We start from the raw sequence: 24,775 nt of genomic DNA, 5'->3' as shown, positions 1-24,775 counted from the left end.
AGGTGAGTCGTTCAAGTCTAACAGGATCAGAACAATTTCGCAGTGCAGGCCCATTGCTGGTAATATCCGCGTCAACTTTTTAAGGAGCCTAATATGACCAAGCAGCCCGAAGACTGGCTCGACGACGTGCCCGATGATGAAAATGAAGACGAAGATGATGAAATTATCTGGGTCAGTAAAAGTGAGATTAAGCGCGACGCCGAAGAGCTAAAACGCCTGGGCGTTGAGCTGATGGAACTGGGCAAAAATGCCCTGGAAAAAATCCCGCTCGACGATGATTTACGTGCCGCCATTGAGCTGGCGCAGCGCATCAAGAAAGAAGGCCGCCGCCGCCAGGTGCAGCTGATCGGCAAGATGATGCGTTCCCGCGACATGGATCCAATCCGTCAGGCGCTCGACAAGCTGAAGAACCGCCACAACCAGCAGGTTTCGCTGTTCCACAAGCTGGAAGCCCTGCGCGACCGCCTGGTTGAAGAAGGCGATGACGCGATGAGCGAAGTCCTGAGACTTTATCCGCAGGCGGATCGCCAGCAGCTGCGCGTGTTGATCCGTAACGCGCAAAAAGAAAAAGCGGCCAATAAGCCGCCTAAGTCATACCGTCAGATCTTCTCTTACCTTCGCGAACTCGCCGAAGAGCAGGAAAGCTAAGACGTTAGCGCTGGCCTGTTTTCTCCCCGGCCAGCGCTCAATTTCCTCTGACCTTTCTCAGGTCAAATTACTGCGTCGATACAGCGCCACGCCCACCGCCAGCACGGCGAGCATACCCGCACAGCTGCGGTTCACCCAGCGCATCACGTTGGCGGAGAATTTACGCATCGCGTGGCGGCCCCCCCAGGCGTAAATCGTCATCATGATGCAGTCAATCATCGCGCTGACCAGCGCCAGAATCATGTACTGCATCGCCACCGGCTCCTGCGGGCGGATGAACTGCGGTAAAAATGCCGAGAAGAACAGCAGCCCTTTGGGGTTGGATAAGCCGACCATCAGCGATCGCAGAAACGCCGTTTTGCCCGTGGCCACTGTCGCCGAAGCGCTCACGCTTAGCGCCTTAGCAGGTGCGCGCCACAGCACGTAAGCCAGATAGACCAGGTAAAGCGCGCCGCCCCATTTCACCACTGCAAACAGCTGTTCAGAAGCCTGCAACAACGCGCCCAGGCCGCAGCCCACCGCGCCAATCAGCAGCAGGTCCGCCAGCACCGCACCGAGGAAGCCGTAGCCCGCAATGCGCATTCCGTAGGTGGCTCCGTTATTGAGTGCTAAAAGCATCGACGGGCCTGGCGTCACCATAACCGCGCTAACGGCGATGACGTAAAGAAACAGCGTGGTGATATCCATCTATTAAGTCCTGGTAAAAAATAGATTAGCGCCCGGCGGCGACTGCCTGCCGGGTACTTTAAAAACGTTTAGATTAAAGCGGGCGTTCCATCACGATGTGGCAGAGATCGTCAAAAAAGCGGCCATACTGAGCGTCACCGATGGGCTGCGGATAACTCAGCACAATCAGCTGATGATCGGGGATATCCGCATGGTAAGTAGGATGGTGATGCACATAGTCGTTTTCGCAGAAGCCGAGGCTTTGGTAAAAACGCAGCCGCTTATGAGCGATCTCAGTGGTGAGCGGATCGATTTCGAGGATAGTTTGCGGGTAAAGCCGCAAAAACTGGCTCAGCATTCGCTTGCCGTAGCCCTGCGCACGCAGCTGGCCGTTCACGGCGAGGTGCTCAATATAGGCATAGTCGCCAAAATCCCACGCGCCGATCATGCCGACAAACTGCTCGCCGTCGAACCAGGCCTGCAGGCTGTAATTCGGGTGAGAAAGCGCGCTAATTTTTGCGGCGGGCTGGCGTTTCTCATGGCGCGGAAAGGCGCTTTCATACAGCTCGTCCACGCATTCAAAATACGGGGAGCTGCGGTCGGTAATTCGTTTTATCGTTAGCATGAGCGCAGTTTACCAAATGTATACACTTTACGATCGCCATTTCGGGTAGCTTATTCACATTGCGCTAATGCCCTACGTTCCCCTTTGACTTAACCCGTCCAGATAGAGGTTCTCTGCTTTGATGCCAGATATCGATGCCCAACGACGCGCTCTTAAGCTTGCCTGTAAAACCGAGCTGAGAGGATTTAAAGAAATGACACCTGCGGAGCAATTCCGGGAGATGGCCGACTGGGCCAGGGAAAATGAAGTCACCCATGACAGCTACGGCGTGGGGGATTTTATCGCGGGTTTTGAGACCAAAATCGCTCAGCTACTGGGTAAACCAGCGGCAATATTTATTCCTACCGGAGTGATGGCGCAGCTGATAGCGGTCATTATCTGGAGCGAACGTAACCGCCTGCCTCGCTTTGGCGCGCACGCGACATCGCACCTGCTGATTCATGAACAGCAAACTTTTCAGGCCCTGGTGAAGATGCATGGCGTCGTCGTAGGCCATAAACTACGGCCTATCCTTGCCAGTGATTTTACCGCCATAGCGGAGCCTTTAAGCTGCCTTGTGGTTGAACTTCCCGCGCGTGAGATTGGCGGACAACTCCCGGAGTGGGGCGAGCTGGAAGCCCTGAAAGCCGCAGCCGCAGAAGCTGGCACGCCGCTGCATATGGACGGGGCTCGCCTCTGGGAGAGCCGGGCGTATTACCAGCGCACCTGGGCTGAAATTGCTGAGGGTTTTTCTTCAGTCTATGTTTCCGTCTACAAGGGCCTCGGGGGTATTTCAGGTTCGTTACTCGCTGGCGATGAAGACTTTATCCGCCAGGCTCGCGTCTGGCTCAGACGATTAGGCGGTAACGTGGTGACGCAAAGTCCCGCGGTGGTTTCCACGGCAATGCGCTTAGAAAAACGGCTGGCCATCCTTGAGAGCTGCTATCAGCGCACCCTCAGTCTCGCCGCCAGCCTGGAGGCCGTGCCGGGCATTCGTATCCTGCCCCGCAGACCTCAGGTCAACATGCTGCATGTTTATTTCGATGCGGATAAAGAAACATTACTCAGCGCCAGGGATGAAATAGCCAGGCAGGAGGGATACTGGCTGTTCAATGCGCTGGAAGAGGCCGAAGTACCGGGCTGGTGTAAAACGGAATGGTATGTAGGCGACAACATGCTGCCGATAGGCGACGAGACCGTTTTAAACTTGTTCCACCAACTGATGGCTAAAGCGAGCCGCTAACCGTTCGCCAGCAGATAAAAAAATGGCCCCGCAGAGGGGCCAGTTTTCTTCGGGCGTTAAGCGCGGTCCACCGTAAAGGCTAAGACCTCGGCAAGGCTTTCCGCCCCCAGCGCCAGCATAATCAGGCGGTCAACGCCCAGCGCTACGCCGGAGCTGTCCGGCATGCCCGCTTCCAGCGCCGCCAGCAGGTTCATGTCCACCGGCTGCTGCGGCAGGCCAAGCGCCGCGCGTTTGCGGTTATCCTGCTCGAAACGCTGCTGCTGTTCGCGGGCATCGGTCAGCTCATGGAAGCCATTCGCCAGCTCGATACCTTTGAAGTAAACCTCAAAGCGCTCCGCCACGCGGTGATCTTCGGTGCTGATCTGCGCCAGAGAGGCCTGGCTTGCCGGGAAGTGATACACGAAGGTTGGCTTGTCTTTACCAATCTGTGGCTCGACGCCCATCGCGAACAACAGCTGCAACAGCGTGTCCCGGTCTTCTTCTTTGTCGGCGATGTTGCTCAGATCGAGCTTCGCCGCCGCTTCACGCAGCTGCGCTTTGTCTGCAGACAGTGGGTCGATATCCAGATGGCGCTGGAAGGCCTGCTGGTAAGACAAACTTTCTGCGGCGCCGCATTCCAACACCTGCTGCAGGAGATCGTCCACCTCATTCATCAGGCGGTACATGTCGTAATGCGGGCGATACCACTCCAGCATGGTGAATTCCGGGTTGTGGTGGCGCCCCATCTCTTCATTACGGAAACTGCGACACAGCTGGAACACCGGGCCACAGCCCGCCGCCAGCAGGCGTTTCATGTGGTATTCCGGGCTGGTCATCAGGTACAAATTCATGCCCTGAGAGTGACCTGGGCCGACGAAACGGGTTTCAAACGGCACCAGATGAATATCGGTTACCGTCGCCTGGCTCATGCAGGGTGTTTCCACCTCCAGAACGCCTCGGTCGGCAAAGAAGCGCCGAATCTCCGCCATAATGGCGGCGCGTTTTAACAAATTGGGGATGGATGCGCTCGGCTGCCAGGTGGCCGTTTCGCTCATGAGAAAGTCTCCGTATTTATGCAAGGCCGAGAAGTCTACCCGCATCACAGAAAGGAGACAAATTTTGTGCAGAGAATTTTGTTCTGAGCGTTTTATGGCCCGCGTTACGCAAACTTTTTCTCATGCTCAAGCAGCCATTTTTTTCGTGCAATGCCGCCACCGTATCCCGTCATAGTCCCGTTTTTACCGATGATTCTGTGGCACGGAATGACGATGGCAACCCGGTTCGCGCCGTTGGCTCCGGCCACCGCACGCACGGCATCTGGATTCTCCATTTTTATCGCCAGCGCCTGATAGTGGGACGTTTCGCCATAAGGCACGGTCCCAAGCTGCTGCCAGACTTTTTGCTGAAACGCGCTGCCCGGCGTCTGCAGTGCAAGGGTGAACTGCTGCCTTTTTCCAGCAAAGTATTCCCCGATCTCTTTTTCCGCCTGCCGCGTATGATCATTTTCCCCGGCGATGATACGGGCATTGAGCCGCGACTGCAGATCGTCAAATTCCCGCTCCAGCGCGCGTCGGTCAACAAATTCCAGCAGGCAGACGCCCATCTCGGAGGCGCACACAAACATCGGCCCGATGGGCGTGGTAAAACGGTGAATAACGATGATATCTGCCGCCCGACTGGGGGCATCGCCAGTGAGCTTTTTGCAGGTATAGCCAAACCCACTCAGCGAGTCGTAACCGCTGCTAAACGCCGCATCCGTCGCACTTTTCCCACGCCTGAGCTCCTGCAACGCCACATTCACACGCAGCATTCTCTGCCAGGCCTGAAAAGTCATCCCGTGGTGTTGCACAAACCAGCGCCGGAGACGTTCAGGGCTGATGTTGTGCTCACGCAGCTCACCATCGCTGACCCGGTTCTCACTGCTCGCCCTGAAAAGGGCAATGGCCTGCTCGACTATGGGCGGCGCAGAGAAGGCGTTTTCAGTGGGGCGGCAGATCTTGCAGGGACGAAAGCCCGCGTGAAGCGCGGATTTGAAGTCGTCATAAAACTCAACGTTACCCCGCTTAGGCTTACGGGCGCGGCAGTTGGAAATGCAGAACACGCCGGTGGTTTTCACGCCCACGAAAAAAACGCCGACATGCTCGGAAGAGCGCGCCACCAGCGCCTCGTACCAGGTATTGCACTGCTCGATATCAAGGATTTTCATCGGCAAAGATCTCGTCAAATGCGCCCCGTTGGCGGAGGCTAAACAACAGATGCTGTAACTTACGGTTCAGCGCGGCGTGCACGAAATTCCCCATTGAAATACGTTTCACCCCCAGCGCCGCCAGTTGATCAAAATCGGGCAGACCCGGCATGCACATCACATTCAGCGGCAGATCAACTGCGCCGGCAATCGCCTGAATATCTTCAGGTGAGGTCACGCAGGGCACAAAGAAGCCGTCAGCCCCCGCCTGTTGATATAGCCTGCCGCGGGCGATCGTTTGATTCAGCGCATCCAACTCACCAAGCAAGAAGCCATCGGTTCTGGCATTGATAAAGAGCGGCGTTTTCGCGGCATCCAGCCCTGCTTTGATCGCGTTCAGGCGGACAGCAAAGTGTGTTGCATCCAGTAAACGACGCGTTCCCTGTTCAACTTTGCTGTCTTCAAGGTTAATGCCGACAACGCCCAGCTGTGCCAGTTGAATGGCCTGGCTCACAACCATTTCGGTCTCTGCCCCATATCCGGCTTCCATATCGACGGAAAGCGGCAAGCTGACGCGCTCACGTATGCGGGCCACCAGGGCAAGAAGTACAGAAAATGGCAGCGCTTCGCCATCCTTGTAGCCCAACATATCGGCGATTGCCGCGCTTGAGGTGCCCAGCGCCTGATAACCCGCGTCCTGTGCCGCCTGAGCGCTGCTGACATCCCAAACGTTAGCCAGCAGCAATGGCGTGCTCTGATAATGCATCTGACTGAAGCTCATTTTTATCCCCTGCTTTTATAGAATGGAAAAGATTCTGAGCTCCAGCCGGGGCGGCAACAACCGAAAAACAGACGACTATTTTTCGCCGCTTTTTGTTCGCATTACACCATTTAAACATTCATTTTTGTGACGCAATTCATTAAGAGCGGTAATTAATCGCCCTGTAGAACAGCAAAAAAATCGAACAAATCAAATTTCCCTAAAATCCCTCCGGTTATACTTTCCCTACCTAAAAAGGAGCAGGGATACACCTTTCGCAGCCACCGCCTTTCAGGCAGTGAATACCCTTTGGTCGTATAGCTTTGCGAATTACTAAAATCTGGAGGAATGTCGTGCAAACCTTTCAAGCCGATCTCGCCATTATAGGCGCCGGCGGAGCAGGCCTACGAGCAGCCATTGCGGCGGCCCAGGCTAATCCACAGGCAAAAATCGCTCTGATTTCCAAAGTCTACCCGATGCGCAGCCACACGGTTGCTGCCGAAGGGGGTTCCGCAGCCGTCGCGCAGGATCACGACAGCTTCGACTACCATTTTCACGACACCGTTGCCGGAGGCGACTGGCTGTGTGAGCAGGATGTGGTTGACTACTTCGTTCACCATTGCCCTACCGAAATGACCCAGCTTGAGCAGTGGGGCTGCCCGTGGAGCCGCCGCCCGGACGGCAGCGTCAACGTCAGGCGCTTCGGCGGGATGAAGATCGAACGGACCTGGTTCGCCGCCGACAAAACCGGCTTCCATATGCTCCACACACTCTTCCAGACCTCCCTTCAGTTCCCGCAAATTCAACGCTTCGACGAGCATTTCGTGCTCGATATTCTGGTCGATGACGGCCAGGCGCGCGGCGTCGTCGCTATGAATATGATGGAAGGCGAGCTGGTGCAGATCCGCGCCAATGCGGTGGTGATGGCCACCGGCGGTGCAGGGCGAGTCTATCGCTACAATACCAACGGCGGCATCGTCACCGGGGACGGCATGGGCATGGCGCTGAGCCACGGCGTGCCGCTGCGCGACATGGAGTTTGTGCAATACCATCCAACCGGGCTGCCGGGTTCCGGCATCCTGATGACCGAAGGCTGCCGCGGTGAAGGCGGCATTCTGGTGAACAAAAACGGCTATCGCTACCTGCAGGATTACGGCATGGGGCCGGAAACCCCGCTCGGCGAGCCGAAGAACAAATACATGGAACTCGGCCCGCGCGACAAAGTCTCTCAGGCCTTCTGGCACGAATGGCGCAAAGGCAACACGATCTCCACCCCACGCGGCGACGTGGTGTACCTCGACCTGCGCCACCTCGGCGAGAAAAAACTGCTCGAGCGCCTGCCGTTCATCTGCGAACTGGCCAAAGCCTACGTGGGCGTTGACCCGGTCAAAGAGCCGATCCCGGTTCGCCCAACGGCGCACTACACCATGGGCGGCATCGAGACCGATACCCAATGCGAAACCCGCATCAAAGGGCTGTTCGCAGTGGGCGAATGTTCCTCCGTTGGCCTGCACGGTGCCAACCGTCTGGGCTCTAACTCGCTGGCAGAACTGGTGGTCTTTGGCCGCCTGGCGGGCGAGCAGGCAATGGAGCGCGCCGCACAAGCGCAACCGGCTAACGATGCCGCGCTGAACGCCCAGGCCGCCGATGTTGAAGGCCGCCTGAAGCAGCTAGTCAACCAGGAAGGCAACGAAAACTGGTCAAAAATCCGCGACGAAATGGGGCTTTCTATGGAGGAAGGCTGCGGGATTTACCGTACCCCGGAATTGATGCAGAAAACCGTCGACAAGCTGGCAGAGCTGCAGGAGCGCTTCAAGCGCGTGCGCATCACCGATACCTCCAGCGTCTTCAATACTGACCTGCTGTACACCATTGAACTGGGTCACGGCCTGAACGTTGCCGAATGTATGGCGCACTCCGCCCTTGCACGTAAAGAATCCCGCGGTGCCCACCAGCGTCTGGATGAAGGCTGCACCGAACGCGATGACGTCAACTTCCTGAAGCACACTCTGGCCTTCCGCGACGCCGACGGCACAACTCGCCTCGACTACAGCGATGTGAAGATCACCACGCTGCCGCCAGCAAAACGCGTATACGGCGCTGAAGCGGAAGATGCTGAGAAGAAAAAGGAGAAGGCAAATGGCTGAGATGCAAACCCTGAAGATTGAGATTGTGCGCTACAACCCGGAAACGGACAGCCAGCCGCATAGCGCAATCTACGAGGTGCCGTTTGACGAGCAAACCTCGCTGCTGGACGGGCTGGGTTATATCAAAGATAACCTCGCACCGGACCTCAGCTACCGCTGGTCATGCCGCATGGCGATTTGTGGCTCCTGCGGCATGATGGTCAACAAAGTGCCGAAGCTGGCCTGTAAAACGTTCCTGCGCGAATACACCAACGGCATCAAGGTCGAAGCGCTGGCAAACTTCCCGATTGAGCGCGATTTGGTGGTCGACATGACCCACTTTATCGAAAGCCTGGAGTCGATTAAGCCTTATATCATCGGCAACCCGCGCACGCCGGATCAGGGGCCAAACACGCAGACGCCCGCGCAGATGGCGAAATACCATCAGTTCTCCGGCTGCATCAACTGTGGGCTGTGCTATGCCGCCTGCCCGCAGTTTGGCCTGAACCCTGAGTTTATCGGCCCGGCGGCGATTACCCTCGCCCATCGTTACAACCTGGACAGCCGTGACCACGGCAAGAAACAGCGTATGCCGCAGCTCAACGGGCAAAACGGCGTGTGGAGCTGCACCTTTGTTGGCTACTGCTCCGAAGTTTGTCCCAAACACGTCGATCCGGCCGCGGCCATCCAGCAGGGCAAAGTCGAAAGTTCGAAAGACTTTTTGATTGCCACCCTGAAACCACGCTAAGGAGTGCACCATGACCACGAAACGTAAGCCTTATGTCCGTCCCATGGCGCCAACCTGGTGGCGGCAGCTGGGCTTCTACCGTTTTTATATGCTGCGTGAAGGCACCTCGGTTCCGACAGTCTGGTTCAGCATCGTGCTGATTTATGGTCTTTTCTCGCTGAAACACGGCGTAGAAGGCTGGGCGGGCTTTGTCGGTTTCCTGCAAAACCCGGTGGTTGTCATCCTCAATCTCATTACGCTTGCCGCCGCCGTGCTGCACACCAAAACCTGGTTTGAGCTGGCGCCAAAGGCCGCTAACGTCATCGTTAAGGGCGAGAAAATGGGGCCGGAACCGGTCATCAAGGGATTGTGGGTTGTCACTGCACTAGTGACTGTCGTTGTGCTGCTTGTAGCACTGTTCTGGTAAGGAGGCTGAGGTGATTAACCAAAATCCAAAACGTTCCGACGAGCCGGTATTCTGGGGCCTGTTTGGCGCAGGTGGCATGTGGGGGGCGATTTTCGCGCCGGTTATCGTGCTGCTGGTTGGTATTATGCTGCCGCTCGGCCTGTTCCCCGGCGATGCGCTGAGCTTTGATCGCGTTTATGCCTTCGCCCACAGCTGGATTGGCCGCCTGTTCCTGCTGCTGATGATTGTGCTACCGCTGTGGTGTGGCCTGCACCGTATCCACCATGCGATGCATGACCTGAAGATCCACGTGCCGGCCGGAAAATGGGTGTTCTACGGCCTGGCCGCTATTCTGACGGTGGTGACCATTATTGGCCTGCTGACGCTCTAAGTACTCAGCACACACCAGGGCTCGCCATCGCGCGGGCCTTTTTTATTCCATGGCCAACGCCTTCACCCGCTTTCTGTATTCCCCAGGCGAACAGCCAAACTCCCGCATAAAAGCCTTATGGAACGACGATTCGCTGGCGTAGCCCACGGCATCAGCGATAGTGATAATCGAACTTGCTTCACGCGAGAGTTGCTGTGCGGCAATTTGCAGCCTGATTCGGGTCAGCACTGCCAGCGGGGTGGTGCCGCTCACCTCGCGGAACAGCAACGCAAAACTGGCGCGAGACATATGCACTTGTTCAGCCAGCGAGGCGACGGTCCACGGCGTATGTGGTGCATTCAGCATGCGTTGGATTGCCACGCCCAGTCGTGGATGCAGCAGCAGGTTCAACTGACTTTTATCCTGAATATTCACCCGTAGCCACTGCCGCAAGCCCAGGGCAATCATCGTGGCACATTGCTGGCTACATACCGCCGCCATACCAGGCTGTGGCACTTCCGCTTCCTGTTGCAGCAGCGCAACGGCCGCCAGCAGCCATGTATGTTCGGGGCTGTCTTGTTCGGGCGCCATCAGCAGGGCCTCCGGCAGCGCCGTCAAAAAATGACGGGAAGCCGAAGATAAATGCAGGCTCCCACAAACGACCCAGGTCTCTTCCTGCCCCTTCTGCCGCAGTCGGTGCGCAGAGTTTTGCGTCAGCACAACCACCTGCCCAGGCAGTAGCGTCAGCTTTTCGCCGGCAGGCAGCTCCAGCCATGCGGCACCTTGCGTAACGGTGTGCCAGCGAATGGTCGCCAGCGATCCCGCCGCATGGGGCAGGCTCCAGCCCGAGCTGAGCAGGCAATTTTTATCAATCGAACCCTGCGGGGCGCTGAACGCCATCAACTGGCTGAGGGGATCCATCGCTCACTCCAAAAAAATCAGACGATAAGACAGGATTTAAAGATACCTGAAGAAATCACATTGACGCCATGCAGACACAATGATTGCCATTAACTTAACGGCTGGCTCACTGACGGAGAACCTCCATGCAGACCTATCAGGCAATCATTATTGGTTTTGGTAAAGCAGGTAAAACCCTGGCGGCAACCCTGGCAAAACAAAACTGGAAAGTCGCCATTATCGAGCAATCCGCCGAAATGTACGGCGGTACCTGCATTAACATTGGCTGCATTCCCACCAAAGCGCTGGTCCACGATGCAGAACAGCATCAGGACTTTACGACAGCCATCGCACGTAAGTCTTCAATTGTCAGTTTCCTGCGGGACAAGAATTACCACTTGCTGGCCGACCTGAATAATGTGGACGTTATCAACGGCCACGCAGAGTTTATCGACCGGCATACTGTTCGCGTGATGCAGAACGGTGAAACTATTGAACTGCAGGGGGAGAAAATCTTTATCAACACCGGTGCGCAGTCCGTTCTGCCGCCGATTGACGGGCTGACGGCTACGCCTGGGGTATATGACAGCACCGGGCTGCTTAATCTGACCACGCTCCCAACGCACCTCGGTATTTTGGGCGGCGGCTACATCGGGGTTGAGTTTGCCTCAATGTTTGTCGGTTTCGGCAGCAAGGTCACCATTTTCGAAGCCGCCGAAGATTTTTTGCCGCGTGAGGACCGTGACGTAGCCGCAGCGGTCGCCAACATACTTCAGCAGCAGGGCGTGGAGCTGATCCTAAACGCTAAAGTTCAGCACGTTGAATCCCATGACAACAGGGTGCATTTGCAGACGAACGATAGTGTCTACACGGTTGACGCGCTGCTTGTTGCCTCAGGGCGAAAACCCGCTACGGATACCCTGAACCTGAAAAACGCCGGGATTGATGTCGATGCTCGTGGGGCCATCATGGTGAATAAATACCTGCGTACCTCCGCAGACAACATCTGGGCAATGGGGGATGTAACCGGCGGGCTACAGTTTACCTATATCTCGCTCGATGACTTCCGTATCGTGCGTGACAGCCTGTTGGGCGAAGGTAAACGCCATACCGGGGACAGAAAAAATGTGCCTTATTCCGTGTTTATGACCCCTCCGCTGTCTCGCATTGGCATGACTGAAGAACAGGCCCAGGCCAGCGGTAAACCCATTCAGATCGTTACGCTTCCCGTGGCGGCAATTCCAAGGGCTCGAGTCATGGGCGACACTCGCGGCTTGCTCAAAGCTATCGTGGATACCTCAACGCAGGAGATCCTCGGCGCATCGCTGCTCTGCCCTGACTCCCATGAGATCATTAACCTGGTTAAAACCGTCATGGATGCCGGGCTGCCCTACACCACGCTGCGCGACCAAATTTTCACGCACCCTACCATGAGCGAAGCGCTTAATGACCTGTTTGGGCTGGTAAAATAACCCGTCCTGGTTCTGGCAATCAGGCCCTACGCTTTCTCACACTCTCCGGCTAACCAGCCGGAGAAGTCTCGCATGGCGGGCGTTTCCGCCCTGGACTGGAGCTTTGTCAGCCAGTAACTGCCGAGACTGATTTCAGCCTCAAACGGGCGAACAATCCGCTCGCTGTTCAGCAAGTGGGTAAACATATTCACCGGGGCAAGGGCAACACCCGCGCCAGCCTGTGCGGCTTCAAGCATAGTTACCGAAGAATCAAAAACCATCACCAGATGCGTTGGCGACGGTGGCGCCTCGCCCGCCGCCTGCAGCCATGCCGCCCATTCGTCACGCCGGTAGGAACGCAGTAGCGTATGATTCAGCACGTCCTGCGGGCGCTGGAGTTCAGAAGCCAGCGCAGGAGAACAAAGCGGTGACAGCGGGGCATCACACAGATAAATCGCGTCTGTTCCGTGCCAGGCTCCGCTACCAAATCGCACCGTATAGTCCAACCCCTCCGCCGCCGGATCCACCCGGTTGTTGTGCGTCGAAAGCTGAAGATCGATATGCGGATAGCGACGCCGAAACGCCTCAAGGCGCGGCAGCAGAAAGCCTGTTGCAAAAGTGCCCACCACACCTAGCTTAAGTTTTTCTCTCGCTTGCGCGCCGGAAAACCGATCCAGTACCCCGGCAATGCGGTCAAAGGAATCGTTTAGCACAGGTAACAGGTTTTCACCTTCCGTGGTCAACATCAACCCACGAGAAACGCGCACAAACAGCTGGCAACGCAGATGTTCTTCCAGGGCTTTCACCTGCTGGCTGATGGCAGAATGAGTGACATTCAGCTCGATGGCAGCATGGGTAAAGCTAAGATGCCTGGCTGCGGCTTCAAAAGCGCGCAGGGAGTTGAGCGGGATATAGCTGCGGGTCATGACATTACCTGTTAGAAAATCTTAAGCCTAATGCCAAATTTAATCGTTTGTCATCGGGTGTCAAATCCAACAAACTTGCCTCGTCTGACGGGCCCGGACTGCTATCATCTCTCTAAGGAAGGTTATCCATCATGAAAAAAACCCTTTGCCTGACGCTGCTGCTTGCCGCCTCATGCTCCAGCTTTGCTGCACAAAAAGAACTGACTGCACCGCAGATTGAAAAGCTGGTGAACCGCACCGTTGCCCCGCTAATGAAAGAGCAGGCGATCCCCGGCATGGCGGTGGCCGTTATCTACAAAGGCTACCCGCTGTATTTCACCTGGGGAAAAGCCGATGTGCAGCGCAACGTGCCGGTAACGCAGCAAACGTTGTTTGAACTGGGCTCGGTCAGTAAAACCTTTACCGGCGTACTGGGCGGTGATGCTTTGGCTCGCGGCGAAGTTAGCCTTAGCGACCCGGCGCAGAAATACTGGCCTGAGCTGAACGGCAAGCAGTGGAAAGGGATCACCCTGCTGCAGCTTGCCACCTATACCGCCGGTGGCCTGCCGCTGCAGGTGCCGGACGAGGTAACCAACAGCGATGCCCTGCTGAAGTTTTACCAGAACTGGCAGCCGAAGTGGGCACCTGGCACACAGCGCCTCTACGCCAACGCAAGTATTGGACTATTCGGAGCCTTGATGGTGAAACCGTCAGGCATGAGCTTTGAACAGGCGATGTTAAAACGCGTCTTTGAGCCACTGAATCTTCAACACACCTGGATTAACGTGCCGGCGACGGAAGACAGCCACTACGCCTGGGGCTACCGGGACGGCAAAGCCGTGCGCGTCTCGCCGGGCATGCTGGATGCAGAAGCCTACGGCGTGAAATCCAGCATCGAAGATATGGCCCATTGGGTGCAGGCGAACATGGCCCCCGATCGTCTGGGAGACAAAACGTTAGCTCAGGGTATCCAGCTCGCGCAGTCACGTTACTGGCGCGTGGGTAGCATGTATCAGGGGCTTGGCTGGGAAATGCTGAACTGGCCGGTGAAGGGGAAAACGATTATTGATGGCAGTGACAACAAGATCGCCCTTGCGCCGCACCCGGCAACGCTGATTGAGCCTCCAGCACCTGCGGTGAAAGCCTCATGGGTACATAAAACCGGGTCGACCGGCGGCTTTGGTAGCTACGTGGCCTTTATCCCAGAAAAACAGCTGGGTATCGTGATGCTGGCCAACAAAAGCTACCCGAACACCGAGCGAGTAAAAGCCGCTTACGCCATTCTTGAAGCACTGCAATAAAAATGACCACGGCCTGTTGAACACAGGCCGTATTATTTCCGGCTTCGCTCACACTTTATTTCCTGTCGCCATCTACACTTAGCTAAAAAACCTCGGAAGGAATCTGCTATGCGCATTTGGCCCGCTGTCACCGCGCTTGCGGTCGCATTATTCGTTGTCTCCTGTAGCTCACCAACTCCTCCCCCCAGCGTCACGGTCGTGCAAAACTTCGAGGCAAAACGCTTTATCGGCACCTGGTATGAAATTGCGCGAATGGACCACAGCTTTGAAAGCGGCCTGAATCAGGTCACGGCCACCTACAGTTTTATGGATGACGGCGGCCTGCGCGTGATAAACCGGGGATTCAACCCGGACAGGCAGATGTGGCAGCAGGCGGAAGGGAAGGCTTATTTCACCGGAGACCCGAGCGTCGCTGCGCTGAAAGTCTCCTTTTTTGGCCCGTTTTACGGCGGCTATAACGTGATTGCGCTGGATAAAGACTATCGCCATGCGCTGGTATGCGGGCCGGATCTCAGCTATTTGTGGATCCTGTCCCGCACACCAACCATCAGCCACGATCTCAAGCAACAGCTATTGGCTATCGCCGCTCGCCAGGGCTTTGCGGTGGATAAATTGATTTGGGTGAAACAACCAGGCAGTTAATGCGTGGAAAGTTTCAAGCCAATGATCCCGACCACAATCAGAGCCAGGCTAGCCAGACGCATCGGGTTAGCCGACTCTCCCAGCAGCAGAATGCCGGTAATCGCCGCGCCGACGGCACCGATCCCGGTCCACACCGCGTAGGCCGTGCCGGTGGGCAGGGTTTTCATCGCCCAGGCGAGCAAAGCCATGCTGACAACCATCGCGACGATGGTGATAACGCTAGGCCACAGGCGGCTAAAGCCGTGGGTATATTTCAGTCCTACCGCCCAAACAACTTCCAGTAATCCGGCAATTAACAGTACGATCCAGGCCATAACAGCTCCAGTAGAAATGGGGCCGTCCCCGGTGTGAGATGCGCTTGCGGGTCGTCCCGTAAGGCTTAGGTGAGAAGCTGATTTTAGCACCCAAACGGCTGCCTGAAAATCCGTATCCAAATGCTACGCAATGAAATAATCGTTTCACTCGCCGGGCCTTGCTAAGCCTGGAATTGACAGCGAATTCGCGCGTATTTCCGTGATTCATTTTGGCAAATTTATTCATATGATAAAACGTGGTTTGCCAGCCTGCAAACGCCGCAGTAATGATTAACGTGAAGCGTGAAAATGTATAAAATATTATTGGTTGATAGGTGTTACTTCAGCCGTCAGGGACTGACGCACTTGCTCAATCAGAAAAATAATCTGGCTACGGCAGTGAGTATTTCAGAGACAGACAGTTTACTTCTCGCCCGGGAAAAAATTATAAAATGGCAGCCGAATATGGTGATCGCCGACTTCAACAGTTTCTCAACCGCATTGCATAATATCCAACAGCTTTCGACTATTTATTCTGCCTGTGGCGATACGACGCGCCTGCTGCTGCTGCAAAGCGGGCAACACCCCACCATTGCTGAGTACTGCGCGGCGCAAGGCACTAACGATATTTGGGATAAGTCAGTATCATTGTCGGCATTAACGGCATTGATTCAGCAGACTATTGCGACCCGCCCGCCATTCCGTGAAGTGAAACGACATATTACGCCATTACTGACCTTACGCGAAGAGAGAATATTAAAACTCTGGAAGGAAGAGGCGAATAACGAATATATTGCCAGAGTGATGGAAATAAGCGTAAAAACGGTTTACACCTATAAGCGAAACATTCGATTAAAGCTGGGAGCCGACAATAGATTATCGCTTTTTTTAAATATTCCGGAGGCTGTTTTAGAATAACGGTACGGCACTAGCACCGTACCGAACAGTATTATTCCTGCGCTTTTGTTGCCGCACCAGAAATAGCCTTACCGCCGCTTTGTATATCCTCGCCCACGCCGCGGGTGGTGTTACAGGCGGTCAACAAGGATGAAAGAACGACGAGAGAGAAAAACGCAGCAATGGTTTTCTTAATCATGAGCTTTTCCTTATAACTATGTTGTTTGTGTATAGCTTGTTAAGCATAGCTAAAAAAATGAACAACGAAGGAAAAGCGAGGCGATTTCGGATAACTGGCAGGGACTATTTATTGGCTACGCGCTCAATGGCGCCGCCGAGATGTTGCAAGTCTTCGCCAAACCCACGCGTGGTATTACAACCCGACAGCGCAGCGGCCAGCAGCGAGATAAAAAGAATCTGTTTCAACAAACGGTTCATCTTCCCTGCCCTGACAAAGCGGCGGCGCGAGCCTCAGGCACCGCGCCGCGAACCTTCACGAGAATTACTTCACGCGAGAAACGTATTCACCAGAACGGGTGTCAACTTTGATGACTTCGCCGATCTGGACGAACAGCGGAACTTTAACCACAGCGCCGGTGCTCAGGGTTGCTGGCTTGCCGCCGGTCCCTGCAGTGTCACCTTTCAGACCTGGATCGGTTTCAACGATTTCCAGCTCAACAAAGTTCGGTGGGGTAACGGAGATTGGCTGACCGTTCCACAGGGTCACGATGCACTCAGCCTGGTCCAGCAGCCATTTAGCGTTTTCGCCAACGGCTTTTTCGTCTGCAGCCAGCTGCTCGAAGGTTTGGTTGTTCATGAAGTGATAGAACTCACCGTCGTTGTACAGGTAAGTCAGGTTCATATCGACAACGTCAGCGCCTTCTGCAGAGTCAGTAGACTTGAAGGTTTTCTCAACGCGGGTACCGGTCAGCAGACGACGCAGCTTAACGCGCGCGAATGCCTGGCCCTTGCCCGGTTTTACGAATTCGCTGGCTTCAACCGCGTACGGTTCGCCATCCATCATGATTTTAAGACCGGCACGGAAATCGTTGCTAGAATAAGTCGCCATAAGGCCCTCTGAATTTGTTAACTGGTAGCTTAGCCAAAAAAATGGCACACATTGTAACCCTAAATCCCCCTCACAGAGAAGATTGGTTAACGCAACTTGCCGATGTTATAACCGATCCTGATGAACTGCTGCACATTTTAAATGTAGCTGACGATGAAGAACTGCTTGCCGGGCGTGAAGCAAGGCGTCTTTTTGCCCTGCGCGTCCCTCGCGCTTTCGTCGCGCGCATGGAAAAAGGTAACCCCAACGACCCGTTACTGCGTCAGGTTTTGACGGCAAAACAGGAGTTCGTTGCCGCGCCCGGCTTCACCACCGATCCGCTGGAAGAGCAACACAGCGTTGTCCCAGGGCTGCTGCATAAGTACCGCAACCGCGCCTTGCTGCTGGTGAAAGGTGGCTGCGCCGTAAACTGCCGCTACTGTTTCCGCCGCCACTTCCCGTATGCCGACAACCAGGGCAACAAACGCAACTGGCAAACGGCGCTGGCGTATATCAGCGAACATCCTGAGCTGGACGAAATTATTTTCTCCGGCGGCGACCCGCTGATGGCCAAAGATCATGAACTGGACTGGCTGATGAGCGAGCTGGAGGCCATTCCTCATATCAAACGCCTGCGTATTCACAGCCGCCTGCCGATTGTCATCCCGGCGCGTATTACCGATGGGCTGGCAGCAAGAATCGCCCGCTCATCGCTTCAGGTGCTGCTGGTTAATCATATTAACCACGCCCAGGAAATTGGCGACGATTTCCGCTCGGCGATGGCAAAGCTACGCCTGGCGGGCGTCACGCTGCTGAATCAAAGCGTGTTACTGCGAGACGTGAACGACAACGCACAAACCCTGGCCGACCTTAGTAATGCGTTGTTTAATGCGGGCGTGATGCCGTATTACCTGCACGTGCTCGACAGAGTGCAAGGTGCGGCGCACTTTATGGTAGAAGACGAAGAGGCCCGGGCGATTATGCGTAAGCTGCTGACGCTGGTTTCAGGCTATATGGTGCCGAAGCTGGCGAGGGAAATAGGCGGAGAGCCAAGTAAGACGCCGCTGGATTTGCAGCTACGGCAAAAGTGAGAGCTTAACGCTCTCACCCTAACCCTCTCCCTCAGGAGAGGGAACCGCTTAGTGCTGCCTTCAACTGTAGAAAAAGCCCCACGACTTTATTCCTTACCAGTGACAGGGAACCGCAAGTCCTTCCTCGATCTCTATCAGTAAAAGCACGTCCGTTTTTCTCCCTCTCCCTGAAGGAGAGGGCCGGGGTGAGGGTAATACTTACCGAATCAGTTCGGGCACTTATAAACCTGACCCGTCATTTGGCTGGCCGTTGGCGCAAAGCTCGAGAGCAGCGTCTGGGTTGGGCTGCTCACGCCGTACAGCACGTTGCCGCCCATTTCGGCCGCATTGTTACGCAGTGCGTTTGCCGCGCCGCGCATAGACCCGCCTTCATCGCCGTGCTGGCCAGACAGCCAGTTGCTCTGTTCCCCGGTCGCGGTGCCTAATAGACGGCATTCGCTTCCTGGTTTGTCTTCAACAAAACGAACGCTCTGGCCGCTGGAGCTAAGCTGATTGCCCGTGCTACATCCTGCCAGCAGCAGCGCTGCCAGAACCACTCCTGATGAGACTTTCATGCGCATGTTATTCCCCGTAATCAAGGTATTGAGCCGTTATTGCCCGGTAAGCACTTATACCAGAGTGTGAACAAAAGAAAAAACCCCCAGACATTTCTGACTGAGGGTTTCTTTAACACAAGGTGCTAAGGCGAATTACATCATGCCGCCCATGCCACCCATGCCGCCCATACCACCAGCAGCGCCTAAGTCAGGAGCATCGCCTTTAGGCAGGTCGGTGACCATGCACTCGGTAGTGATCATCAGGCCCGCCACGGAAGCCGCGTACTGCAGAGCAGAACGAGTAACTTTGGTTGGGTCCAAGATACCGAAATCGATCATGTTGCCGTATTCTTCGGTCGCGGCGTTGTAACCGTAGTTACCTTCGCCCGCTTTCACCGCGTTGGTGACAACGGATGGCTCTTCACCGGCGTTAGAAACGATCTGACGCAGAGGAGCTTCCATCGCGCGCAGCGCAACTTTGATACCCACGTTCTGGTCTTCGTTCTGAGCGGTCAGGCCAGCCAGTTTAGCGGCAACGCGAACCAGCGCTACACCACCACCAGCAACCACGCCTTCTTCAACCGCAGCACGGGTAGCGTGCAGGGCATCGTCGACGCGAGCTTTTTTCTCTTTCATTTCAACTTCGGTAGCAGCACCAACTTTGATTACCGCTACGCCGCCTGCCAGTTTCGCTACGCGCTCCTGCAGTTTTTCGCGGTCATAGTCAGAAGTTGCTTCTTCGATCTGCTTACGGATCTGACCAACGCGGCCCTGAATAGCGGCTTCTTCACCCACGCCATCGATGATGGTGGTGGTGTCTTTGTTGATCACAACGCGTTTAGCCTGGCCGAGGTCTTCCAGGGTCGCTTTTTCCAGCTCCATACCGATCTCTTCAGAGATAACGGTACCGCCGGTCAGGGTAGCGATGTCCTGCAGCATAGCTTTACGGCGGTCGCCGAAGCCAGGTGCTTTAACCGCAGCCACTTTCACGATGCCACGCATGGTGTTAACCACCAGGGTAGCCAGCGCTTCGCCTTCAACATCTTCAGCGATGATAACCAGCGGTTTGCCTGCTTTCGCAACGGCTTCCAGCACTGGCAGCATTTCACGGATGTTGGAGATTTTTTTGTCAGCCAGCAGGATGAACGGGCTTTCCAGCTCAACAGCGCCAGTTTCTGGCTTGTTGATGAAGTATGGGGACAGGTAGCCGCGGTCGAACTGCATACCTTCAACCACGTCCAGTTCGTCTTCCAGACCGGTACCGTCTTCAACGGTGATCACGCCTTCTTTACCGACTTTATCCATCGCTTCAGCGATCAGTTTACCTACGGTTTCGTCGGAGTTAGCGGAGATAGTACCAACCTGAGCAATCGCTTTAGAGTCAGAGCACGGCACGGACAGCGCTTTCAGCTCTTCAACAGCGGCAACAACGGCTTTATCGATACCGCGTTTCAGGTCCATTGGGTTCATGCCCGCAGCAACGGCTTTCAGACCTTCGGTGATGATAGCCTGAGCCAGTACGGTTGCGGTGGTGGTACCGTCGCCTGCAGCGTCGTTCGCTTTAGAGGCAACTTCTTTTACCATCTGTGCACCCATGTTTTCGAACTTGTCTTCCAGCTCGATTTCACGCGCTACGGAAACGCCATCTTTGGTGATGGTCGGTGCACCGAAAGATTTATCCAGAACCACGTTACGGCCTTTAGGACCGAGGGTAACTTTCACTGCATCTGCCAGTACGTTAACGCCGCGCAGCATTTTTACACGAGCGTCGTTACCGAATTTTACGTCTTTAGCTGCCATTTCTTCTATTCCTCAAATTCGTTCAGGTTCGTGCGTCAAATTACGCTTCAACAATTGCCAGGATGTCGCTTTCGGACATGATCAGCACTTCTTCGTTGTCGATTTTCTCGGACTTCACGCCGTAGCCATCGTTGAAGATAACGATGTCACCCACTTTCACGTCCAGCGGCTGCACGCTACCGTTTTCCAGGATGCGGCCTTTACCGACAGCGATGATCTCGCCACGAGTTGATTTGCCCGCTGCGGAGCCAGTCAGAACGATGCCGCCCGCAGATTTGGACTCAACTTCTTTACGCTTGACGATGACACGATCATGTAATGGACGAATGCTCATTGATAGCTCTCCTTTGAGAAAGTCAGTATCAGATAGTTAGGTAACGCCGTCCCACAGGGGTAATCGGCTGGTGACCTGATTAATGGGGATGCGCTTTCCCCCCTTCAAGGGGGGAAAACAAAAAAAACTAAAATTTAACGATCATTCCGGTGCTGGTCGTCGAGGCGCTTTGGCGCGTCGTCTTTACGCTGGAACTCACCGTCGAATGTATTGCCCCCTTCACTACCGGCGCTAAAACCGCCGCCAGGCATGCGGGAGAAGCGCAAATGCGGCATCAGCTTGAGCGTGAGGTGCTTTTGCACCGGCGGCAACAGCAGCAGCAGACCGAGGAAGTCGGTAAAAAAGCCCGGCAACAGCAGCAAAATACCGGCCATGATCAGCGAGACGCTTTTGATCATCTCCGCCGCAGGGCTTTCGCCTGCCGCCATCTTCTGCTGCATCAGCATCAGGTTTTTAAAGCCCTGGTTACGCACCAGAGAAAGGCCAATCACCGAAGTGAAAATGACCAGAATCAGGGTCATAAAGACCCCCAAAACGTGTGCCACCTGTATGAACAGCGAAATTTCGATGTAAACATAAAGGAAAACGGCAATAAACGGGATCCAGCGCACTATACGCTCCTGTCATCGGGCGAGCCCGTTAATGGTCTCGCGAAAAATAGATTAGCAATTACGCGTAGGAGGGAGATGGCGACGCTGTAGACAAAGATCAATGTTTATTGCGTGAATTTTTTCTGGAAATTTTCAACTGTTGACCTATATCACATATTAATAATTGTTATGCGTGGCGGCTTTTAATAAGTGATCCAGGTTACTGCTTTTCGCTATCATCAGCATATCATCACGTCAACGCGGTCGAATATGGACATAATCGTCGGCCTATTAAGCTCACAACCACATTTCGTGTGTGTGAATAAAACAGTGCATTTATCTGCAGCTTTACTAAGAAGGTTCACATGTTAAATAACATTCGTATCGAAGAAGATTTGTTGGGTACCAGGGAAGTGCCAGCGGATGCCTACTACGGCGTTCATACTCTGAGAGCGATTGAAAACTTCTACATTAGCAACAGTAAAATCAGTGACATACCGGAATTTGTACGCGGTATGGTGATGGTAAAAAAAGCGGCGGCAATGGCGAACAAGGAACTGCAAACCATTCCTAAGAGCATCGCGAACACCATCATTCAGGCCTGTGATGAAGTCCTGAACAACGGCAAATGCATGGATCAGTTCCCGGTAGACGTCTACCAGGGCGGCGCCGGTACTTCCGTCAACATGAACACCAACGAAGTCCTCGCTAACATCGGTCTGGAACTGATGGGCCACCAGAAAGGTGAATACCAGTTCCTGAACCCGAACGACCACGTCAACAAATGCCAGTCCACTAACGACGCCTACCCAACCGGCTTCCGCATCGCAGTTTACGCTTCCATCGTGAAACTGATCGATGCCATTAATCAGCTGGGCGAAGGCTTCCAGCGTAAAGCGGTTGAGTTTTCTGAGATCCTGAAAATGGGCCGCACCCAGCTTCAGGACGCTGTTCCGATGACCCTCGGTCAGGAGTTCCACGCGTTCAACGTGCTGCTGACTGAAGAGACTAAAAACCTGCTGCGCACCGCTGAACTGCTGTTGGAAGTGAACCTTGGCGCAACCGCCATCGGTACCCGCCTCAACACGCCAGATGGCTACCAGCAGTTGGCCGTACAGAAACTGGCAGAAGTCAGCGGCCTTGCCTGCGTACCAGCAGAAGACCTGATTGAAGCCACTTCCGACTGCGGCGCATACGTGATGGTGCACAGCTCCCTGAAGCGCCTGGCCGTGAAAATGTCCAAAATCTGTAACGACCTGCGCCTGCTCTCTTCCGGCCCGCGCGCTGGCCTGAACGAAATCAACCTGCCAGAACTGCAGGCGGGTTCTTCTATCATGCCGGCCAAAGTGAACCCAGTTGTCCCGGAAGTGGTGAATCAAGTTTGCTTCAAAGTCATCGGCAACGACACCACGGTGACCATGGCATCCGAAGCAGGTCAGCTGCAGCTGAACGTGATGGAGCCGGTGATTGGCCAGGCAATGTTCGAATCCATTCATATCCTGACCAACGCCTGCTACAACCTGCTGGAAAAATGCATTAACGGCATCACCGCGAATAAAGAAGTGTGTGAGAGCTACGTGTACAACTCCATCGGTATCGTGACCTACCTGAACCCGTTCATTGGCCACCACAACGGCGACATCGTCGGCAAGATCTGCGCAGAAACCGGCAAGAGCGTGCGCGAGGTCGTGCTAGAGCGCGGCCTGCTGACCGAAGCCGAGCTGGACGATATCTTCTCCGTCCACAACCTGATGCACCCGGTCTACAAAGCTAAGCGCTATACCGATGAAAGCGAACAATAACTCATCCACATAAACGCCAAAAGGCACGTCCAGTCGGACGTGCCTTTTTCATTTTAACGGTATACGAAAACATAACATTTCATTTTCATCTCATTTAAATCTCAAGGATGCAATTATGTTTGGTGCTGAACTCGTGGTCGTCCTGCTGGCGATCTATCTCGGGGCAAGGCTGGGAGGGATCGGTATTGGTTTTGCCGGTGGTCTCGGCGTGCTGGTGCTTACCCTTATCTTCCAGATCAAACCGGGGGCAATCCCCTTCGACGTGATCGAAATTATCATGGCGGTGATCGCCGCGATTGCGGCCATGCAGGTCGCAGGTGGCATGGACTACCTGGTCAGCCTTGCGGAACGCATGCTGCGCCGCCATCCGAAATACATCACCTTCCTTGCGCCGCTGGTCACCTGGTTTATGACCATTCTGGCCGGGACCGGCCACACGGCCTTTTCCACGCTGCCGGTGATTACCGAAGTGGCAAAAGAGCAGGGCATTCGCCCTTCTCGCCCGCTTTCTATCGCCGTTGTCGCCTCACAAATTGCCATTACGGCATCGCCGATTTCCGCTGCAGTGGTGTTTTTTGCCGGCATTCTGGAGCCGATGGGCGTGAGCTACCTGACGCTACTAGGTATCTGTATCCCGGTCACGCTGATTGCCGTGATGCTAACCGCGGTGGTGTGTAACTTCCTCGGCTGCGAGCTGAAAGACGATCCGGTTTACCAGGAACGTCTTGCCAAAGGCGAAGTGAAGCTGCGCGGTAGCCAGGTCTTCGAGCTGAAGCCGCACGCCAAGCGTTCGGTACTGCTATTCCTGATCGGTATTGTCGCCGTGATGTTCTATGCCACCGCGATCAGCGACACCGTCGGCCTGATTCAGAACCCGGTTCTGCCGCGTAACGAAGCGATTGTTGTGTTTATGCTCACCATCGCCACGCTGATTAGCATCACCTGTAAAATCGACACTGGCGAAGTGCTGAACGCCAGCACCTTTAAGTCCGGCATGAGCGCCTGTATTTGCGTACTCGGCGTTGCATGGCTGGGCGATACCTTCGTTAAGTCCCATATCAGCGACATTCAGGCGGTTGCCGGTGACCTGCTGAACGGTTACCCGTGGCTGCTGGCTGTGGTGCTGTTCTTCGCGGCCACCTTGCTCTATTCACAGGCAGCCACAACGAAAGCGCTGATGCCTGCGGCCCTGCTGCTCGGCGTCACGCCATTAACCGCCGTCGCCTCTTTTGCAGCGGTATCTGCGCTGTTCGTCCTGCCAACCTACCCGACGCTGCTGGCAGCGGTCGAAATGGACGACACCGGCTCAACCCGTATCGGCAAATATGTGTTCAACCACGCCTTCCTGATCCCCGGCGTCATTGCCATTACTTTGTGCGTTATCCTCGGCTTTATCATCGGCGGGATCGTACTGTAAATCTCCGCCAGACGCGGGCTGCAATGCAGCCCGTTTTCTTCTGCTCATGTTATA

28 protein-coding genes are annotated in these 24,775 nt (G+C 55.0%); 13 read left to right on the top strand and 15 right to left on the bottom strand.

Annotation, left to right across the window (positions count from 1 at the left end; genetic code table 11):
* Positions 1-93: 93 nt before the first annotated feature.
* Complete coding sequence (gene yjgA / locus AAIE02_RS16180) at positions 94-648, top strand: ribosome biogenesis factor YjgA (protein WP_008453724.1); 555 nt, start codon at positions 94-96, stop codon at positions 646-648.
* A 57-nt stretch (positions 649-705) separates the two neighbouring features.
* On the opposite strand, the gene AAIE02_RS16175 is transcribed toward yjgA, so the two are convergent.
* Together AAIE02_RS16175 and AAIE02_RS16170 are read right to left on the bottom strand one after the other, a co-directional pair.
* Positions 706-1,335, bottom strand: a complete 630-nt coding sequence (locus AAIE02_RS16175; RefSeq protein WP_336708768.1) for a LysE family translocator — start codon at positions 1,333-1,335, stop codon at positions 706-708.
* Positions 1,336-1,408: 73 nt separating this feature from the next.
* Complete coding sequence (locus AAIE02_RS16170; protein ID WP_336708766.1) at positions 1,409-1,939, bottom strand: GNAT family N-acetyltransferase; 531 nt, start codon at positions 1,937-1,939, stop codon at positions 1,409-1,411.
* A gap of 193 nt (positions 1,940-2,132) precedes the next feature.
* Between AAIE02_RS16170 and AAIE02_RS16165 the strand changes: the two genes are divergently transcribed.
* Positions 2,133-3,161: a threonine aldolase family protein gene (locus tag AAIE02_RS16165; RefSeq protein ID WP_498532888.1), complete on the top strand. Its 1,029-nt coding sequence runs from the start codon at positions 2,133-2,135 to the stop codon at positions 3,159-3,161.
* 56 nt (positions 3,162-3,217) lie between these two features.
* Here AAIE02_RS16165 and epmA read toward each other — a convergent pair whose 3' ends face one another.
* The 3 genes from epmA to AAIE02_RS16150 all read right to left on the bottom strand — a co-directional run bounded on the left by epmA (position 3,218) and on the right by AAIE02_RS16150 (position 6,106).
* Complete coding sequence (epmA, locus tag AAIE02_RS16160; RefSeq protein ID WP_045781084.1) at positions 3,218-4,195, bottom strand: elongation factor P--(R)-beta-lysine ligase; 978 nt, start codon at positions 4,193-4,195, stop codon at positions 3,218-3,220.
* A 104-nt stretch (positions 4,196-4,299) separates the two neighbouring features.
* Positions 4,300-5,346: a bifunctional transcriptional activator/DNA repair enzyme AdaA gene (locus AAIE02_RS16155; RefSeq protein WP_498532887.1), complete on the bottom strand. Its 1,047-nt coding sequence runs from the start codon at positions 5,344-5,346 to the stop codon at positions 4,300-4,302.
* Positions 5,333-6,106 (bottom strand): isocitrate lyase/PEP mutase family protein, encoded by a 774-nt coding sequence (locus AAIE02_RS16150; protein ID WP_336983667.1) that lies wholly within the window; start codon positions 6,104-6,106, stop codon positions 5,333-5,335. Before AAIE02_RS16150 ends, AAIE02_RS16155 begins: the two co-directional genes overlap by 14 nt.
* A 332-nt stretch (positions 6,107-6,438) precedes the next feature.
* On the opposite strand from AAIE02_RS16150, the gene frdA reads away from it, so the two are divergent.
* From frdA to frdD, 4 genes are read left to right on the top strand one after another with little or no spacing between them, the layout of a single operon-like run.
* On the top strand, positions 6,439-8,232 hold the full coding sequence (gene frdA / locus AAIE02_RS16145) for a fumarate reductase (quinol) flavoprotein subunit (protein WP_273970217.1): 1,794 nt from the start codon (positions 6,439-6,441) through the stop codon (positions 8,230-8,232).
* Complete coding sequence (locus AAIE02_RS16140) at positions 8,225-8,959, top strand: succinate dehydrogenase/fumarate reductase iron-sulfur subunit (protein ID WP_008453741.1); 735 nt, start codon at positions 8,225-8,227, stop codon at positions 8,957-8,959. Before frdA ends, AAIE02_RS16140 begins: the two co-directional genes overlap by 8 nt.
* Positions 8,960-8,969: 10 nt before the next feature.
* Positions 8,970-9,365, top strand: coding sequence for a fumarate reductase subunit FrdC (frdC, locus tag AAIE02_RS16135; protein WP_008453742.1), 396 nt, complete (start codon positions 8,970-8,972; stop codon positions 9,363-9,365).
* A gap of 10 nt (positions 9,366-9,375) precedes the next feature.
* Positions 9,376-9,735 (top strand): fumarate reductase subunit FrdD, encoded by a 360-nt coding sequence (gene frdD / locus AAIE02_RS16130; RefSeq protein WP_008453743.1) that lies wholly within the window; start codon positions 9,376-9,378, stop codon positions 9,733-9,735.
* A gap of 42 nt (positions 9,736-9,777) precedes the next feature.
* Here the strand turns inward: frdD and rclR are convergent, their stop codons facing one another.
* A complete protein-coding gene (rclR, locus tag AAIE02_RS16125) occupies positions 9,778-10,635 on the bottom strand; it encodes a reactive chlorine-specific transcriptional regulator RclR (protein WP_498532886.1) in 858 nt (285 codons plus the stop codon).
* A 125-nt stretch (positions 10,636-10,760) separates the two neighbouring features.
* Here rclR and rclA point away from each other — a divergent pair, with 125 nt between their 5' ends.
* Complete coding sequence (gene rclA, locus AAIE02_RS16120) at positions 10,761-12,086, top strand: reactive chlorine resistance oxidoreductase RclA (protein WP_336983664.1); 1,326 nt, start codon at positions 10,761-10,763, stop codon at positions 12,084-12,086.
* Positions 12,087-12,112: 26 nt separating this feature from the next.
* Here rclA and ampR read toward each other — a convergent pair whose 3' ends face one another.
* Complete coding sequence (gene ampR, locus AAIE02_RS16115) at positions 12,113-12,991, bottom strand: LysR family transcriptional regulator AmpR (protein ID WP_166993196.1); 879 nt, start codon at positions 12,989-12,991, stop codon at positions 12,113-12,115.
* A gap of 128 nt (positions 12,992-13,119) precedes the next feature.
* Here ampR and ampC point away from each other — a divergent pair, with 128 nt between their 5' ends.
* Both ampC and blc read left to right on the top strand, forming a co-directional pair.
* Positions 13,120-14,271, top strand: coding sequence for a CMY2/MIR/ACT/EC family class C beta-lactamase (ampC, locus tag AAIE02_RS16110; RefSeq protein ID WP_083845834.1), 1,152 nt, complete (start codon positions 13,120-13,122; stop codon positions 14,269-14,271).
* Positions 14,272-14,379: 108 nt separating this feature from the next.
* A complete protein-coding gene (blc, locus tag AAIE02_RS16105; protein ID WP_008453753.1) occupies positions 14,380-14,913 on the top strand; it encodes an outer membrane lipoprotein Blc in 534 nt (177 codons plus the stop codon).
* On the opposite strand, the gene sugE is transcribed toward blc, so the two are convergent.
* Positions 14,910-15,227: a quaternary ammonium compound efflux SMR transporter SugE gene (gene sugE / locus AAIE02_RS16100; RefSeq protein WP_008453755.1), complete on the bottom strand. Its 318-nt coding sequence runs from the start codon at positions 15,225-15,227 to the stop codon at positions 14,910-14,912. The two genes, blc and sugE, sit on opposite strands and share 4 nt — an antisense overlap.
* Before the next feature lie 288 nt (positions 15,228-15,515).
* Here sugE and AAIE02_RS16095 point away from each other — a divergent pair, with 288 nt between their 5' ends.
* On the top strand, positions 15,516-16,124 hold the full coding sequence (locus AAIE02_RS16095) for a LuxR C-terminal-related transcriptional regulator (RefSeq protein ID WP_008453758.1): 609 nt from the start codon (positions 15,516-15,518) through the stop codon (positions 16,122-16,124).
* Positions 16,125-16,155: 31 nt separating this feature from the next.
* Here AAIE02_RS16095 and ecnB read toward each other — a convergent pair whose 3' ends face one another.
* The 3 genes from ecnB to efp all read right to left on the bottom strand — a co-directional run bounded on the left by ecnB (position 16,156) and on the right by efp (position 17,172).
* Positions 16,156-16,302, bottom strand: a complete 147-nt coding sequence (ecnB, locus tag AAIE02_RS16090) for a lipoprotein toxin entericidin B (protein ID WP_008453759.1) — start codon at positions 16,300-16,302, stop codon at positions 16,156-16,158.
* 104 nt (positions 16,303-16,406) lie between these two features.
* Positions 16,407-16,541 carry an entericidin A/B family lipoprotein gene (locus AAIE02_RS16085; protein WP_039289517.1) on the bottom strand — a complete coding sequence of 45 codons (135 nt, stop codon included), beginning with the start codon at positions 16,539-16,541 and terminating at the stop codon, positions 16,407-16,409.
* Between the two features lie 64 nt (positions 16,542-16,605).
* Positions 16,606-17,172 carry an elongation factor P gene (efp, locus tag AAIE02_RS16080; protein ID WP_008453764.1) on the bottom strand — a complete coding sequence of 189 codons (567 nt, stop codon included), beginning with the start codon at positions 17,170-17,172 and terminating at the stop codon, positions 16,606-16,608.
* Positions 17,173-17,213: 41 nt separating this feature from the next.
* Here efp and epmB point away from each other — a divergent pair, with 41 nt between their 5' ends.
* Entirely contained in the window at positions 17,214-18,242 is a 1,029-nt protein-coding gene (gene epmB / locus AAIE02_RS16075) for an EF-P beta-lysylation protein EpmB (protein ID WP_336983663.1), read from the top strand.
* 206 nt (positions 18,243-18,448) lie between these two features.
* Here epmB and AAIE02_RS16070 read toward each other — a convergent pair whose 3' ends face one another.
* From AAIE02_RS16070 to AAIE02_RS16055, 4 genes are all read right to left on the bottom strand, one after another.
* Positions 18,449-18,802, bottom strand: a complete 354-nt coding sequence (locus AAIE02_RS16070; protein WP_008453768.1) for a DUF4156 domain-containing protein — start codon at positions 18,800-18,802, stop codon at positions 18,449-18,451.
* A 129-nt stretch (positions 18,803-18,931) separates the two neighbouring features.
* Positions 18,932-20,578 (bottom strand): chaperonin GroEL, encoded by a 1,647-nt coding sequence (gene groL, locus AAIE02_RS16065; RefSeq protein WP_008453770.1) that lies wholly within the window; start codon positions 20,576-20,578, stop codon positions 18,932-18,934.
* A gap of 40 nt (positions 20,579-20,618) precedes the next feature.
* Positions 20,619-20,912, bottom strand: a complete 294-nt coding sequence (locus tag AAIE02_RS16060; protein ID WP_008453772.1) for a co-chaperone GroES — start codon at positions 20,910-20,912, stop codon at positions 20,619-20,621.
* Between the two features lie 134 nt (positions 20,913-21,046).
* On the bottom strand, positions 21,047-21,523 hold the full coding sequence (locus tag AAIE02_RS16055) for an FxsA family protein (protein ID WP_336983662.1): 477 nt from the start codon (positions 21,521-21,523) through the stop codon (positions 21,047-21,049).
* 344 nt (positions 21,524-21,867) lie between these two features.
* Between AAIE02_RS16055 and aspA the strand changes: the two genes are divergently transcribed.
* Positions 21,868-23,304, top strand: coding sequence for an aspartate ammonia-lyase (gene aspA / locus AAIE02_RS16050; protein WP_008453774.1), 1,437 nt, complete (start codon positions 21,868-21,870; stop codon positions 23,302-23,304).
* Positions 23,305-23,419: 115 nt separating this feature from the next.
* Positions 23,420-24,721, top strand: a complete 1,302-nt coding sequence (locus tag AAIE02_RS16045) for an anaerobic C4-dicarboxylate transporter (RefSeq protein ID WP_008453775.1) — start codon at positions 23,420-23,422, stop codon at positions 24,719-24,721.
* Positions 24,722-24,775: the final 54 nt, after the last annotated feature.

This window comes from Cedecea sp. Ae19-4, from assembly GCF_059801165.1.
This window is presented reverse-complemented; position numbering and strand designations above follow the sequence as displayed.